Raw genomic sequence first — 15,393 nt, 5'->3', positions numbered from 1 at the left:
GTGATCGTGGTCGACGCCGCCTGGGCAGGAGTCCCTTTCAGGAGTAGACGTTCCAGTCGACGACACCGCACCAGGCGTGCCCGGCCCGCGCCTCGCCCACGACGTCCAGGCAGAACGTGGTGCCGGCGCGGAAGTTCGACCCGAGGCACCGGCGCGCGAGATCGCCCGCCGGGAACAGGACGGGACTGCCGGCCACCCGGCGATCGCCGTCGCGGTACCACCGGATCTCCAGGTCGACAGGACTGGAGGTGACACGCAGGTAGACGTCCGAGCCGTCGGCGGTGATCGTGCGGACGGTTTGCAGATCGGCCGATGCGGTGCGCATGAGCGGAACGTAGCGACGCGAGCCGAACGGGGCGTCTCACGAAGAGTGGATCTCCCGTCAACTTTCGCGGTACGCTCCTGGTTGGGGGAATCTTCCGCGGTGACGTCACATGATTGAGGGGCATTGTGACGCGCGTGCTCGTAGTCGACGACCAGCCGCTGTTCAGAGCAGGCCTGGTCGCGTTGCTGAACGCCACACCGGACATGACCGTCGTCGGCGAGGCCGCTGACGGCGACACCGCCGTGCTGCTGGCCGAGTCGTTGCGCCCGGACGTGGTCCTGATGGACATCCGGCTTCCCGGAATCGCTGCGCTGGAACGAATCGTGACGTCGGGATCACCGGCACGGGTGCTGGTCCTCACCACGTTCGACCTCGACGAGTACGTCTACGAGGCGCTGCGCCTGGGTGCCGCCGGGTTCGTGCTGAAGGAGTCGCAACCGGCCAGGCTGCTGGCCGCGATCACCGCGGTCGCGTCCGGCGAGATGCAGTTCGGTCCCACCGTGATGCGCCGCCTCGTCGCGGCGTACCTGCGGGGTGATGTGCCTGCCGCGCCGTGGATCCCGGTCGGTCTCGACGATCTCACCGACCGCGAACGCGAGGTGCTGAGGCTGGTCGGCACCGGCCTCACCAACGCCGCCATCGCGAGCAAGCTGACCGTCACCGAGGGCACGGTGAAGACGCACCTCAACCGCGTGATGACCAAGCTGCGGCTGACCAGCCGGGCCCAGGCCGTGGTGATGGCCTACGAGTCCGGGCTGGTCACGCCGCAGCTCGCCGGGTGACTACCAGCGCAGGCCGAGATGAGCGAAGTCCGGGCTCATCTTGTTGATGCTCAGCGAGACGTATCCGCCACGGATCCCCTCGCAGGTCCACGAACCAGCCGGGTCGTCGGACCAGATCTCGCGCTTGCAGCCGGTGGGCCCCTGGCTGTCCCACACCTCCCAGGTGGCCCGGTAGTTGCCGAACGGCCAGCCCCGGACGAGGTCGGCGTCGACGAAGAGCCTGCCGCCGGGGAACTGGTCGGTCGCGATGACGCACTCGCTCTGCGTCGGAACCGCCCCGCACGTTCCGTTCGTGCCGTCCGAAGCCGCGTTAGCGGTTCCCGGCAGAACGACGGCCGCGATCACGACCGAAATCATCAAACCACGAATCTTCATGTCGTCCCCCAAGAATGTCAGAACTGACCGCAGACCGGATCACTGGTACGCGTGAACGAGGTTCCCGTCTTCATCCAGAACTCCGCGCACCACAGCGAACCCTCAAAAGCTTTCTGGTTCACCTCGACGCGATAGGACTCCTCGAAAGTCCACAGCTTGGTCACGCTGTCCCCGAGGTGCCCTCGCGGGCCGAACATCCGGAAGAACCCGGTGGTGCTGGGCGGCCCCACCGGCGTGAGCTGCGCCATCATCCGGAGCACGGAACAACCGTCCCCGCTCTGCGGAACGATGTACACCGCCACCACGCCGTTGCCCTGGATGTCGGGGAGAGAACACCTCGACACCCCCGCCGACGCGGCCGACGGAACAACCAGGCATGACATCAATGCCGTCACAGCGACGGCAAACAGTTTTACTGCTCGCATTTTCAATTCCCCCGAAGTGCCACGGACCGCTCCATACGATCCGGCATCAGTACAGCACCGGGCATCGTCGCCGGTGCAGCGAAAACTGGGGGAACCCACGAACGTGGCAAATGAGAGAAATCGGCCCCACATCCCGTGGGCCGGAGCTACGATGCCCGGCCCACGAGACGGAGCTGGCTACTAACGCTTGAACAGCTTGTTGCCGAGCCAGACGATCGGGTCGTACTTGCGGTCCGCCACGCGCTCCTTCATGGGGATGAGCGCGTTGTCGGTGATGTGGATGTGCTCGGGGCACACCTCGCTGCAGCACTTGGTGATGTTGCACAGGCCGAGGCCGTGCTGCTCCTGTGCCTGGTCGACGCGGTCCTCGGTGTCGAGGGGGTGCATCTCCAGTTCGGCCACCCGCATGAGGAACCGCGGCCCCGCGAAGGCTTCCTTGTTCTCCTCGTGGTCACGCACCACGTGACAGGTGTTCTGGCACAGGAAGCACTCGATGCACTTGCGGAACTCCTGCGAGCGCTCGACGTCGACCTGCTGCATCCGGTACTCGCCGGGTGCCAGGTCCTTCGGCGGCGCGAACGACGGGACCTCGCGCGCCTTGGTGTAGTTGAAGGACACGTCGGTCACGAGGTCGCGGATGATCGGGAACGTCCGCATCGGCGTGACCGTGATCGTCTCCGACTCGTCGAAGATCGACATGCGGGTCATGCACAGCAGCCGCGGCCGTCCGTTGATCTCCGCCGAGCACGAGCCGCACTTGCCCGCCTTGCAGTTCCACCGCACCGCGAGGTCCGGCGTCTGCGTGGCCTGCAGCCGGTGGATGATGTCGAGCACGACTTCACCCTCGTTGACCTCGACGGTGAAGTCCTCCAGCGCGCCGCCCGCGTCGTCGCCGCGCCACACCCGGAACTTTCCCTGGTAGCTCATGACAGCTCCTCGGCGGTGAGGTACTTCTCCAGCTCGCTGCGGTCGAACAGGTCGAGCAGGTCGTGGCGGATCGGGATCTGCGGTTTCTCCTCGACGCTCGCCCCGTCACCGGACGCTCGGCAGACCAGCAGCTTGCGCCGCCACTCCGCGTCCATCCCGGGGTGGTCGTCGCGGGTGTGCCCGCCACGCGACTCGGTGCGCAGCAGCGCGGCCTTCGCCACGCATTCCGAGACCAGCAGCATGTTGCGCAGGTCCAGCGCGAGGTGCCAGCCGGGGTTGAACTGCTGGTGACCCTCGACCGTCAGCGACTGGGCCCGCTCCTTGAGCTTCTCCAGGCGCTGCAACGCCTCTTCCATCTCACCGGCGCGCCGGATGATGCCGACGAGGTCGTTCATCGACTGCTGCAGCTCCATGTGCAGGGTGTACGGGTTCTCCCCGCCCTCCTGCTGGAACGGGTTGAGCGCCGTCGCCCGTGCCTCGGTGACGGTCTCCTCGGACACCACCGGCCGGTCGGTCATCGCCCGCACGTACTCCGCGGCACCCGCGCCCGCCCGCCGCCCGAAGACCAGCAGGTCCGACAACGAGTTGCCGCCCAGCCGGTTCGAGCCGTGCATGCCACCGGACACCTCACCGGCGGCGTAAAGCCCTGGCACCGAAGAGGATCCGGTGTCCGGCTCGACCTCGACGCCACCCATCACGTAGTGGCACGTCGGGCCGACCTCCATCGGCTGCGCGGTGATGTCCACATCGGCCAGTTCCTTGAACTGGTGGTGCATCGAGGGCAGCCGGCGGCGGATCTCCTCCGCGGGCAGACGCGTTGACACGTCGAGGAAAACGCCGCCGTGCGGTGACCCGCGCCCGGCCTTGACCTCGGAGTTGATCGCGCGCGCCACCTCGTCGCGCGGCAACAGTTCCGGTGGGCGCCGGTTGTTCGCCTGGTCGGTGTACCAGCGGTCGGCCTCGGCCTCGTTGTCGGCGTACTTGTCCTTGAACACCTCGGGGATGTAGTCGAACATGAACCGCTTGCCGTCGGAGTTGCGCAGCACGCCACCGTCACCGCGGACGGACTCGGTGACGAGGATGCCCTTCACGGAAGGCGGCCAGACCATCCCGGTGGGGTGGAACTGGATGAACTCCATGTTGATCAGCGAGGCGCCCGCGCGCAGTGCCAGCGCGTGGCCGTCGCCGGTGTACTCCCACGAGTTCGAGGTGACCTTGAACGACTTGCCGATGCCGCCGGTCGCGAGGATCACCGCGGGTGCCTCGAACAGCACGAACCGGCCGGACTCGCGCCAGTAGCCGAACGCGCCGGCGATCCGGTCGCCGTCCTTGACCAGGTCGGTGACGGTGAACTCCTGGAACACCCGCAGGCGTTCCTCGTAGTTCCCGAACTCCTTGAAGTCCTCCTGCTGCAACGACACGATCTTCTGCTGCAGCGTGCGGATCAGTTCGAGGCCGGTGCGGTCGCCGACGTGCGCGAGACGCGGGTACTCGTGGCCACCGAAGTTCCGCTGCGAGATGCGGCCGTCCTTGGTGCGGTCGAACAGCGCGCCGTAGGTCTCGAGCTCCCAGACCCGTTGCGGCGCCTCCTGGGCGTGGAGTTCGGCCATCCGCCAGTTGTTGAGGAACTTGCCGCCGCGCATGGTGTCGCGGAAGTGCACCTGCCAGCTGTCGCTCGAGTTCACGTTGCCCATCGCGGCGGCGATGCCGCCCTCGGCCATCACCGTGTGGGCCTTGCCGAACAACGACTTGCAGAGCACAGCCGTGCGCAGGCCGTGCTCACGGGCCTCGATCGCGGCGCGCAATCCGGCACCACCGGCGCCGATCACGAGAACGTCGAACGAGTGCCTTTCCAGCTCGGGCAAAACCACTCCTTAGTTGATGAAGCGGAGGTCGGAGATCGTTCCCGAGGCGACCAGCGCGACGTAGAGGTCGGTGACGCAGACGAAGATCAGCGAGGCCCACGCGAGCTGCATGTGCTTGTTGTTCAGCTTGGAGATCTGCGTCCACATCCAGTACCGGACCGGGTGCTTGGAGAAGTGCTTGAGGCGGCCGCCCGCGATGTGGCGGCACGAGTGGCACGACAGCGTGTACGCGCCGAGCAATGCGACGTTGGCCAGCAGGATGATGTTGCCGAGGCCGAGGCCGGTGCCGAACGCGAGGATCGCGTCGAAGACGTTGATCAGCAGCAGAAGCGAGGCCGCGTAGAAGAAGTAGCGGTGCAGGTTCTGCGCGATCAGCGGGAACTTCGTCTCGCCGGTGTACTTGCTGTGCGGCTCGGCCACGGCGCACGCGGGCGGTGACGCCCAGGCGGCCCGGTAGTAGGCCTTGCGGTAGTAGTAGCAGGTGATCCGGAATCCCAGCAGGAACGGGATGATGATCACCGGCGGGGTAAGGAAGCCGGGCAGTGCTGGGAACCACTGACCGAAGTGCGATGCCGCGGGGATGCACTCCTCGGTGAGGCACGGCGAGTACATCGGTGTGAGGTAGTGGTACTGGTCGACCCAGTAGAAGTCCCCCTGGAACGTGCGGAACGCCGCGTAGATCGAGATGAGCAGCAGGCCGACGAATGTCGTCAGCGGCGGCAACCACCATCGGTCCGTGCGCAGAGTCCTGGCGGCGATCTCTGCCCTCGCCATTACTCACCTTTCTGGGGGGTCCACGTCGTTGTGGAGGAACGCATACGGCCCCCGCGTCAGGCGGGGGCCGTGTGATCAGCTCGGCTCAGGTCCGGTTGCGGTAGCCACCGAGTCCTTCGTCGTCTGCGTCCTTCCAGAGCGACTCGTCGTAGGGCGTGTCTGGCACGACCACGACCTCGCGTTCCACTCGAGGCGCTTCGCGCTGCCTCGGGGTGCTGGGGTCGACGAGTTCGGTGGCGTCGATGTCCATGCGTTCTACGTCGTTGGCAAGGCGTTGAACCGCCGCCACGTCGCCGTACTTGGCGCGCAGCGCACTCACGCAGTGCCGCATCTGCCCGATGACTCGGCGCAGTTCGACGATCTCCGTGGACGTCATGGGACACCTCCGTTCCAAGGTCGTGCCCCGCACTCTGCCCAATCTCAAGCCATGTGACAAGCACCACACGCCAAGATTCAAAACTGGTTCCCTCCCAGTTACTGAATCGTTTTTGTGTCTACGACCAGCCATGACTTACTGTGTGTGGCGTCACGCCCGTCCGTGGGACGCCACCGTTGTCGTCTCGTAAGGGCCCCACCACGGCCCGTGATGACCCGGAGACCCCCATGAGTGTTGTGCATCCCGTGCTGACAGAGGTGACACGCCGTATCGCCGCCCGCAGCGCAGACTCCAGGCGGATTTACCTCGAACGTGTGGCAGCTGCCACGCAGGACGACACGTCCCGGTCCGGCTTCGCGTGCAGCAACCTGGCGCACGGCTTCGCTGGTATCACCGGCGGCGACAAGGCGGCGCTGCGGGCGCTGCGCAAGTCGAACATCGCGATCGTGTCCTCGTACAACGACATGCTGTCTGCCCACCAGCCGTTCCAGGAATACCCGGCGTGGATCAAGGACACGGTCCGTGCGGCCGGCGGCGTGTCCCAGTTCGCGGGCGGCGTGCCCGCCATGTGCGACGGCATCACCCAGGGCCGTGAGGGCATGGAGCTCTCGCTGTTCAGCCGCGACGTGATCGCGATGTCCACCGGTGTGGCCCTGTCCCACGAGATGTTCGACGCCGCCGTGCTGCTCGGCGTCTGCGACAAGATCGTGCCGGGCCTGCTGATCGGCGCGCTGTCGTTCGGCCACCTGCCGTCGATCCTGGTGCCCGCGGGCCCGATGGCGTCCGGCCTGTCGAACAAGGAGAAGGCCCGCGTCCGGCAGCTCTACGCGGAGGGCAAGGCGACGCGTGACGAGCTGCTGGAGGCGGAGGCGGCTTCGTACCACTCCCCCGGCACCTGCACGTTCTACGGCACCGCGAACTCGAACCAGATGGTCGTCGAGGTCATGGGCCTGCACCTGCCTGGCGCCTCGTTCGTGCCGCCGGGCACCGGCCTGCGGCGCGCGCTGACCGAGTACGCCGGCCGCCGCGCCGTCGAGATGGCCAAGGGCGAGGGCTACACGCCGATCGCGCACATCGTCGACGAGAAGGCCGTCGTGAACGGCGTGGTCGCGCTGCTGGCGACCGGCGGCTCGACCAACCACACGATGCACCTGGTGGCCATCGCCGCCGCCGCGGGCATCGAGCTGAGCTGGGACGACTTCTCCGACCTGTCGGCCATCGTGCCGCTGCTGGCGCGGGTCTACCCGAACGGCAGCGCCGACATCAACCACTTCCAGGCCGCGGGCGGCGTGCAGTTCATCGTCGGCACGCTGCTGGACGCGGGCCTGCTGCACGGCGACGTCAACACCGTCGCCGGCCACGGCCTGGACCGCTACCGCCAGGAACCGGTGCTCGCCGACGGCGAGGTCGTGTGGGTCGACGGCCCCGGCCGTTCGCTGGACCTCGACGTGCTGCGCCCGGCCTCGGACCCGTTCGCCGCCGACGGCGGACTGCGGATGCTCTCCGGCAACCTCGGCCGGTCGGTCATCAAGGTGTCGGCCGTGGCGTCGGAGAACCACGTCGTCGAGGCGCCTGCCCGCGTGTTCACCACGCAGGAGGCCTTCCAGGCGGCGTTCAAGGCCGGCGAGCTCGACCGCGACGTGGTCGTCGTCGTCCGCCAGCAGGGACCCCAGGCCAACGGCATGCCCGAGCTGCACAAGCTGACGCCGCCGCTCGGCGTGCTGATGGACCGCGGCTACAAGGTGGCGCTGGTGACCGACGGCCGCATGTCCGGCGCCTCGGGCAAGATCCCCGCCGCGATCCAGCTGACCCCCGAGGCCGCCGTCGGCGGACCGCTCGGCCGGGTCCGCGACGGCGACATCGTCCGCCTCGACGCCACCGCCGGAACGCTGGAGGTCCACGTGTCCGCGGAAGAGCTGGCTTCGCGGCCCCTGGTCGACTTCCCGCCGACCGCACACGAGTGGGTCGGCACCGGACGCGAGCTGTTCGCCGCCCTGCGCCGTACCGTCGGACCTGCCGACCGCGGTGCGACGGTGTTCGGCCCCATCACCGCCGACCACTTCGCCCCGGTCACGCACCACTAGCCCCGCCCACAACCCAATATATTGGCTCCACCCCGCCCCTGACCTGCCCCTTAGCAATGAGACTTTGGACGACGAAGTCAAAAGACCCGTTGCAAAGGGGCGGCGAGGGGGCGGCGGGCCAGACCGCCGGCCACCCCGCCAGCCTTTGCAATGAGTCTTTTGACTTCGTCCGCAAACGTTTTTTGCATGAGGGCTGGCGGGGGAACGACCTGCGATATATCGGTTTTCGATCAAGGAGAGCACCAGTGACCACCGGAGCGGACCTGCTCGAGCTGTCGCCCGTCATCCCCGTCGTCGTGGTCGACGACGCCGACCACGCGGTGCCGCTCGCCCAGGCACTGCTGCGCGGTGGCGTCCGCGTCATCGAGCTCACGCTGCGCACCCCGGCCGCACTCGCCGCGATCGAGAACGTCGCCCGCGAGGTGCCGGAGATCGTGATCGGCGCGGGCACCGTCACGGCGCCGGAGCACGCCGAGCAGGCCGCCAAGGCGGGGGCGGCGTTCCTCGTCACCCCCGGCACGACCGACCGGGTGCTCGACGCCGCCGACGCGACCGGGCTGCCGTACCTGCCGGGTGCGGCGACCGTGTCCGAGGTGATGCGTCTGGCCGAGCGCGGGCTGTCCGCGCTGAAGTTCTTCCCCGCCGAAGCCGCGGGCGGGGTCGACTACCTGAAGTCGATCGGCGGCCCGATCCCGCACATCAGGTTCTGCCCGACCGGCGGCATCACGCCGCAGACCGCGCCGAACTACCTGAAGCTGCCGAACGTCGGCTGCGTCGGCGGCTCGTGGCTCGCCCCGAAGGACGCGCTCGAAGCAGGCGACTGGGACCGCATCGAGACCCTCGCCCGCGAGGCGAGCCTGCTCGGGTAACGAAGATCACGAACCGGGCCTGATGCCCGCATACCGGGACCGGCGTTCCATCCGGCTGGACGAGTGAGCCAACCGGACGTGACGCCGGTCTCTGATTAACGGAAGTTTAAGGAACGGCGAACTCGGCCGGACCAATTGAGATTTTCCCGGGAATACAAACAAAGATCAACATGTCACACTTGCTCGTTGCGGTAACCCAAATCGGGACGCACGAGAGGAGCGGGTGTGCCTGTCCAGGAAGCCGATGTAGCCGCGTTGGTCGGTGAGCAGCTGACGTTGTCGGCATTCAACCAGCTTTCGGGCAGTCTCGGAGGTTATTCCTTCGTCAAGGTGGTCGTCGACCGGCAGAACGAGACGATCCACTTCCTGAACAACGCCCGCCACGAGTTCCACGCCATCTACATCGGCGAGGAACTGCTGGGCGTCTCCTCCGAGGAGATGCGCGCCCGCATCGACGAGTTCAACCAGAGCTTCTACCACGCCCTTGACCGGCGCTTCTTCCTCGGCATCCTGTCGCTGCACCAGCGCGAGGACAAGCGCATGTTCTCGCTGGAGACGGTCGAGGTCGACACCATGTCGCCGGACATGATCGAGTTCTTCCACGGCTTCGTGCGCGATAACGTCGATCCGTCGCTGCCGTTGCTGTTCAAGCCTGCGAACCACCTTCAGGAACAGGCTGTCGCGGGCATCCCCGTGGAAAGGCTCCCACGGATCCTCGCTCATGAATTGTTCTCGACGGCGCAGTTCGTGGCGTTGAATCCCGGTAAGACCCGAGGCCGGTTGCGCGCATTCCGCACCGAGCAGGAGTATCGGGCGAACACGCTGGAGTGGTACGACATCGTGGTGATGCACCGCGTGCCGGACGACATTCCGCGGCTCGCCGGCATCATCAACGCCGAGCACACCACTCCTCTCTCGCACACGAACGTGCTCGCGACGGGCTGGTCGATTCCGAACGCCATCCAGATCGGCGCGTTCGACCTCATCGATCGGGAGAACCTCAACGGCCAGTGGGTCGAGTACGAGGTGACACCGGCCAACGCCTCGGTCGCGCTCACGCTCGTCGACGAGCCGGCCGACCTCGGGCAGCGTCCCGCCTGGTACGCGCAGCGCGTCACGCTGGAGGAGCCCGAGGAGACCTACAACCCGATCCTCAACCTCAGCAAGATCCGCTACAACGACAGCCACCGCTACGGCACCAAGGCGGCGAACCTCGGCGAGCTGCACCACGTGCTCGCCGCCGACGCGCCGCGCCGCCTGCTCGGGTTCTTCTCCGTGCCGCGCCCGCCGCGCGACAACCTGATGCCGTACCTGGCGAAGCTCCTTGGCAAGAACGAGGACGAGGACCTGCTCGCCGCCGCGCAGCAGCTGCTCGCGGAACGGGTCCGGGTGCCGCGCGGCATCGCGTTGCCGTTCTCGATGCACCAGGGCTTCCTGGAGTCGTCGCCGAAGATCCAGCAGGCCATCGGCAAGCTGAAGATGGCGCTGGAGCTCAACGCCCGCGAGATCGAGCCGCTGTGCGTGGAACTGCAGCAGCTCATCCGCAAGACCCGCGTGCCGGACTACCTGTTGTCCGAACTGGACACCGCCCTCGTCGAGAACCTCGCGGGGGTGCGGACGTTCGTGGTCCGCAGCTCGTCGAACGCCGAGGACCTCGCCGGATTCTCCGCCGCGGGCATCTACGAGTCGTACAACCACGTCACCAACGCCGAGAAGATCGTCGAGTCGGTCAAGGAGGTGTGGGCCTCGCTCGTGTCGGCGCGCAGCGTGCGGCTGCGCCAGCAGGCGGGCATCTCGCTGGACGACTGCTTCATGGGCGTCGTCATCCAGGAGCAGGTGCAGGCGGACTTCGGCGGGGTCATGGTCACCACGAACCCCATGAACCGCAACGACTTCCGCAACGTCTACGTCAACGTCTCGCCGAACGTCACCGACGTCGTCGAGGGCTCGAAGCAGCCGATGCAGTACCTCTACTCCACTGTGGAGGGTGGCGGCCGCACGGTCTCTCTCGGTGACGCCAAGGAAGACCTCGACGCGAAGGGGCACGCGCAGCTGCAGCGGCTCGCGATCGTGGGCCGGTTGCTGCAGTCGCACTTCTCGCCCGACTACACGTTCGACTCGCCGGTGGACGTCGAGTGGCTCGCCACCGACGAGATCCTGTACGTCCTGCAGCTGCGGCCGTACTCGATCTGATGCTGGGTCTTCGCGTACCGGCGACTCCGGAAGTGGCGCGTGCCGTCCGCCTGACGTACGGCTTCCAGTTCTTCTTCGGGCTGCTGCTGTGGATCCCGATCTTCTACGAGTACCAGAAGCAGCTCGGGCTGAGCGACGCCGAGATCTTCGGCATCCAGTCGATCTACTACATCGCGTTCTGCCTCCTGGAGATCCCGACCGGCATGGTCGCGGACCGCTTCGACTACCGCACGTCGCTGTGGCTCGGCGCGGGTGTGCTCGTGGTGGCGAACATGGTGCCGGTGTTCGCCGGCAACTACACCGGCTTCCTGATCCACTTCCTGCTGATCGCGCTGGCCAGGTCGTTGATCTCGGGCGCCCAGAGCGCCTATCTGTACGAGTACCTCAACGCGCACGACGCCGGGCACCTCTACCTCAAGGTCGAGGGCGTCGGCCGGTCGTACAGCCTGGTCGGCAAGATCGTGTACTGGCCGGTCATCGGTCTGCTGATGCAGTGGAACATGCCGTCGCCGTACTGGCTCACCGCGATCAACGCCGCGATCGCCGTCGTGCTCGCGCTGAAACTGCCGCCGATCCCCGGCTGGCAGCGCCCGGAGGGCAAGACGGCGAAGCTGCTCGCGGGCGTCGGCGGAGCGTTCGGTTCGCTCAAGACCTCGCGCTGGCTGCTCTTGCTGATGGTCCAGGGCATCGCGATGTTCACGCTCGTGCGGATCCTGCAGGTGAACCTCTTCCAGCCGGTCCTCGACTCGAAGAACGTCTCGGTCAACTGGTACGGCTCGGTGCTCGCCGCGATGACGATCTTCGAGGCCATCGCGGCCGCCCGCCCGCACTGGCTGTCGAAGAAGATCGGACCGGCGAAGTCGGTGTTCCTGCTGACGATCGTGATGGCGTTGGCGATCGGCTTCATCGTGCCGTCCGGCGGCATCGTGACGATTGTGTTGCTGTGCCTGTTCTCCGTGACGGCGGGCATGAGCTTCCCCATCCAGAAGAAGCTGCTCAACGACGCGATCCCAGATTCCCGTTACCGCGCAACGCTTCTCTCGATGGAGTCCATCATGGACCGTGCCGTCTGCGCGGTCGTGGCGGTCGCGCTCGGCGCCTACCTCGCCGGCGGGCAGCTCAACCAGTTCCTCGTGCTGTCGTCCGTCGTCACCGTGATCCTGATGGCGTTGCTGGCGGGCCTGCTGATCGTCGTCAGGACCACAAGGCGGCGACGAGCTCAGCTCGTCCCGTGATGCCGAGCTTGCGGTAGGCGCTCGACAGGTGCAGTTCCACCGTGCGGCGGGTCAGGTGCAGGGTCTCGGCGATCTGCCGGTTCGTCAGGCCCTGCACCGCCATCCGCGCGACCCGGTTCTCCTGCTTGGTCAGGCCCTGCACCTCGTTGTCCTCGTCGCGGACCTCGTCGCCCGCGAGTTTGGCCAGCGGGTGCGCGCTGAGCTCGCGGGCCAGGTCGAACGCGCGGCGCAGGAGCGGGGCCGCCGCTTCGGTGCGGCCCTTGCGCCGCAGGTGGTGGCCGAGCCAGTACAACGACTGGGCGTGCAGCAGCCGGTGCGGTGACGAGGCGAGAAGTTGTTCCGCCTCAGTGAGGACATCGATGTCGTCGGTGCTCATGCCGACGCTCATCAACGCGGTCCCGATCACCCTCGGCGTACCCCACCGCTTGGCCAGGTCGAGTTCCTCGTGCGCGAGCCGGGCGGCGTCGTCGCGGTTGCCCAACGCCAGGTAGGCGCGCACAGCGTGGTGACGCCACGCGATGAGCGCCGGGTTCGGCATGTGGCGCAGGGCGAGCCGCCTGCCGCACTCCAGCAGGTCCTCCAGCGCGCCCTCCGCGTGACACGACGCCAGCTTGAGCCGGCCGCGGGCGTAGACGATGTTGATGTGCTGCAGCAGCGGCCCGTCCTCGGCCACGTGAGGGGCGGCCGCGTCGAACTGCCCGAGTTCGACGCACACCTCCGCGAACTTCGCTTTGGCCAGCACCACGGCGGGGCATTCGGCGTCGCCGGTGGAGACCGGTGTCTGCAGGAACGTGTACGCCCGCGCCAGGTCTCCGCTGTTGTGGAACGCGGCCCCACGAGCGATCGTGCTCAGGATTCCGCGGCGCAGGTGCGGGTCGTACGAGACGGTCGCGCTGCTCAGCGAGAGCCAGAGCTTGTTGATGTGCTCCGGGTCGTCGCCCAGCACCGGAACCAGGAACGTGAACAGGAAGGGCTCGCTGAAGAGATCGACGTACTCGCCTTCGAGTGCTTCCAACGCGTGTTCCACGGCCTCGGCCGCCGAGTCGCCGGTGCGGGCGTTGCCGACCGCGAGCAACGCCGACCGCACCCGCTTCAGGTTCGGGTCCTGGGGGATGTCGCCGATGAGGTCGTCGTAGTACTTGTTCGCGCAGTTCGCCATCTGCATGTCGCGGTTGGCGGCGACGAGGTAGGCGGTGCAGACGATGTTCCACACCAGGTCGCGATCCTCCGGCAGCAGCCGCGCGATCACCTGGATCGCGATCGAGGCGCCGAAGTACGCGTCCGTCTCGGTGCACATCCGCTGGATCAGCGACAACGCGATGTTCGCCGCGACGTGCGGGTCCTCGCAGCGGGCCAGCGCCTCGTGGACGCGGTCACGGCCCTTCCCGAGGTCCGCGACGTGCTCGGCGTGACCGAGTTCGACCTCGATCGACAGCCGGTCCTCGTCGGGCAGGTGTTCCTCGAGCGCGCGTTCCAGGTGTTCGACCCCACCGACTTCACGGAGCAGGTCGACAGCCCACGGCAAGCGGACTGATCTGGCCTTCAGCACGTGATCGGCGACCCGGTCGTCGGGAGCGTCCGACTCGAACAACAGCCAGGCTGCCCTGGCGTGCGCGGCGGACCGCACCGCGACCGGCATGTCGGCCAGGATGCTGTTGCGCACGAACGGATGCCGGAACGTCAGCGGATCGGTGTCGGCGAGCACGCCGAGCCGGACGAGCGTGTCGACGGCGGGCAGCGCGTCGAAGCCGGTGAGCGCGGACAGCAGTTCCAGGCCGGCGGCACCGTCCAGGACGGCGGCGGACCTGGCGACCTCGGCGGCGCCGGCGTACTCGCGCAGCCGCATGCCGACCATCTCACCGACCGCGGCCGAGCCCTCGTCTTCCTCGCGTAGCAAGGCTTGTAGCAAGTACGGGTTGCCACCGGTGAGTTCGTAGCAGCGCCGCGGATCCCTGTCGGGAAGATCCTCGGTGAGGCGCGCGATGGACGCTATGTCGAGGCCGTCGAGGTCGATGCGGTGCGGGTGGGCACCGGCGATCTCGGGCAGCGTCACCTCGTCCGTCGACAGATAGCCCTGGGACGCGCCGAGTGCGATCACGACCGGCAGGCCCTCCAGGCGTGGCCGCAGGTAGGCGAGAGCACGCTTGGAGAACGTGTCGGCGACGTGCACGTCGTCGATGACCATCAGGATCGGTCCCTTGCGGGCCGAGTGCGCAGCTCGCGAGTAGAGCTCCTCGAGGTCGTGCTCGTTCGCGAGGCACGGGGCGAGCTGGCGCACCACGGCGCCGGGCAGGTGGCTCTCCAGGCGGGCGCTCTTGGCGAGGCGGACGGTGAAACCTCGTTCGCGGGCGTCGGCGGTGAACGCGTCGAGCAGAGCGGACTTGCCGATGCCGAAACCGCCGGTCACGACCACGCAGGAGGACTTGCCCTGCAGTGCGTCGTCCAGCAAACGTCCGAGAGCTGCGAGTTCCGCGTCCCGACCGAGTAGTGGAGATGTCACCTCTGCCTACCCCTGCCTTCGGTACCGAGAGGCCCGCGGGCTCGAAGGTTTCGGTGTTCCTTCGGTGCGGACCGTAAAGACCTGCGCTTCGTCGTCGGGCAAACTTACCCACAGGTAACGGTTAACGGAACTGTGACGCCGTCCGGTAGTCACGTGGGAGCGAGCGATGATCTTGGACAGGCTGATGCGCGGGTGGTTCCGCCTCGCCCGCCTGCTCATCGGCTCACACCAGGGTTTGCCCGTACTGGAACAGCGGAAACGGTCCGTCGTGCACGGGATGCGCGTACGTCAGGAAACCGGCCTCGACCGGGTCCTGGACGTGCGGGGACATCGACTCCACGACGGACAGCACCGCGGCGAGGGCCACCATGACGCCCGCCGCCACCACCAGGATGCTGCGCGTGACGCGCCAAGGGTGGTGGGTCGCGACGGGTGGGCCGACGGACTGGCGCAGCACCGGCGTGAACATGCCGAAGTCGGCCGCGTCGCCCTGGCAGCTCTCGCACCCGGCTAGGTGCCGGCTGAAGATCACATGCTGCGCGGGGTCGAGTACTCCCAGCACGTACGCCGCGACATCACCGCACGGCCCTTCCGGGCTCGTGCGGTTTTCGGCGTCTTCCTCTTCGTACCTGTGCTCGTGATGTGGTTGTCGTGTCACCATCA

General features: G+C 67.3%; 14 protein-coding genes. 5 read left to right on the top strand and 9 right to left on the bottom strand.

The features are described from left to right. Window positions 1–37: 37 nt before the first annotated feature. Complete coding sequence (locus tag ACIA8G_RS33435; RefSeq protein ID WP_396422699.1) at window positions 38–325, bottom strand: hypothetical protein; 288 nt, start codon at window positions 323–325, stop codon at window positions 38–40. 134 nt (window positions 326–459) lie between these two features. On the opposite strand from ACIA8G_RS33435, the gene ACIA8G_RS33430 reads away from it, so the two are divergent. Then, window positions 460–1,107: a response regulator gene (locus tag ACIA8G_RS33430; RefSeq protein WP_396422698.1), complete on the top strand. Its 648-nt coding sequence runs from the start codon at window positions 460–462 to the stop codon at window positions 1,105–1,107. On the opposite strand, the gene ACIA8G_RS33425 is transcribed toward ACIA8G_RS33430, so the two are convergent. From ACIA8G_RS33425 to ACIA8G_RS33400, 6 genes are all read right to left on the bottom strand, one after another. After that, a complete protein-coding gene (locus ACIA8G_RS33425; protein ID WP_396422697.1) occupies window positions 1,108–1,482 on the bottom strand; it encodes a hypothetical protein in 375 nt (124 codons plus the stop codon). A gap of 17 nt (window positions 1,483–1,499) precedes the next feature. After that, window positions 1,500–1,826 carry a hypothetical protein gene (locus ACIA8G_RS33420; RefSeq protein ID WP_396422696.1) on the bottom strand — a complete coding sequence of 109 codons (327 nt, stop codon included), beginning with the start codon at window positions 1,824–1,826 and terminating at the stop codon, window positions 1,500–1,502. Between the two features lie 261 nt (window positions 1,827–2,087). After that, window positions 2,088–2,834 carry a succinate dehydrogenase/fumarate reductase iron-sulfur subunit gene (locus ACIA8G_RS33415; RefSeq protein ID WP_396422695.1) on the bottom strand — a complete coding sequence of 249 codons (747 nt, stop codon included), beginning with the start codon at window positions 2,832–2,834 and terminating at the stop codon, window positions 2,088–2,090. Next, window positions 2,831–4,699, bottom strand: coding sequence for a fumarate reductase/succinate dehydrogenase flavoprotein subunit (locus tag ACIA8G_RS33410; protein ID WP_396422694.1), 1,869 nt, complete (start codon window positions 4,697–4,699; stop codon window positions 2,831–2,833). The genes ACIA8G_RS33415 and ACIA8G_RS33410 overlap by 4 nt, the downstream gene beginning before the upstream one ends. A gap of 9 nt (window positions 4,700–4,708) precedes the next feature. Continuing rightward, window positions 4,709–5,473, bottom strand: a complete 765-nt coding sequence (locus ACIA8G_RS33405; RefSeq protein ID WP_396422693.1) for a hypothetical protein — start codon at window positions 5,471–5,473, stop codon at window positions 4,709–4,711. An 85-nt stretch (window positions 5,474–5,558) separates the two neighbouring features. Then, complete coding sequence (locus ACIA8G_RS33400; protein ID WP_396422692.1) at window positions 5,559–5,849, bottom strand: hypothetical protein; 291 nt, start codon at window positions 5,847–5,849, stop codon at window positions 5,559–5,561. A gap of 227 nt (window positions 5,850–6,076) precedes the next feature. Here ACIA8G_RS33400 and edd point away from each other — a divergent pair, with 227 nt between their 5' ends. The 4 genes from edd to ACIA8G_RS33380 all read left to right on the top strand — a co-directional run bounded on the left by edd (window position 6,077) and on the right by ACIA8G_RS33380 (window position 12,230). After that, window positions 6,077–7,933, top strand: coding sequence for a phosphogluconate dehydratase (gene edd / locus ACIA8G_RS33395; protein WP_396422691.1), 1,857 nt, complete (start codon window positions 6,077–6,079; stop codon window positions 7,931–7,933). Between the two features lie 245 nt (window positions 7,934–8,178). Then, window positions 8,179–8,802, top strand: a complete 624-nt coding sequence (eda, locus tag ACIA8G_RS33390; RefSeq protein WP_396422690.1) for a bifunctional 4-hydroxy-2-oxoglutarate aldolase/2-dehydro-3-deoxy-phosphogluconate aldolase — start codon at window positions 8,179–8,181, stop codon at window positions 8,800–8,802. Between the two features lie 225 nt (window positions 8,803–9,027). Continuing rightward, the gene (locus ACIA8G_RS33385; protein ID WP_396422689.1) at window positions 9,028–10,995 is read left to right on the top strand and encodes a PEP/pyruvate-binding domain-containing protein; all 1,968 of its coding nucleotides are present in this window, start codon (window positions 9,028–9,030) and stop codon (window positions 10,993–10,995) included. Further along, window positions 10,995–12,230, top strand: a complete 1,236-nt coding sequence (locus tag ACIA8G_RS33380) for an MFS transporter (RefSeq protein ID WP_396422688.1) — start codon at window positions 10,995–10,997, stop codon at window positions 12,228–12,230. Before ACIA8G_RS33385 ends, ACIA8G_RS33380 begins: the two co-directional genes overlap by 1 nt. Here the strand turns inward: ACIA8G_RS33380 and ACIA8G_RS33375 are convergent. Next, window positions 12,190–14,730, bottom strand: coding sequence for a BREX system ATP-binding domain-containing protein (locus ACIA8G_RS33375; protein ID WP_396422687.1), 2,541 nt, complete (start codon window positions 14,728–14,730; stop codon window positions 12,190–12,192). The genes ACIA8G_RS33380 and ACIA8G_RS33375 overlap by 41 nt on opposite strands. A gap of 223 nt (window positions 14,731–14,953) precedes the next feature. Further along, window positions 14,954–15,391 carry a zf-HC2 domain-containing protein gene (locus ACIA8G_RS33370; RefSeq protein ID WP_396422846.1) on the bottom strand — a complete coding sequence of 146 codons (438 nt, stop codon included), beginning with the start codon at window positions 15,389–15,391 and terminating at the stop codon, window positions 14,954–14,956. Window positions 15,392–15,393: the final 2 nt, after the last annotated feature.

Origin of the sequence: Lentzea sp. NPDC051213 (assembly GCF_044455585.1) — a bacterium.
Classification (GTDB): Bacteria; Actinomycetota; Actinomycetes; order Mycobacteriales; family Pseudonocardiaceae; genus Lentzea.
Note: the sequence above shows the minus strand (reverse complement) of the source record. Positions and strands in the feature narration are given on the sequence as shown.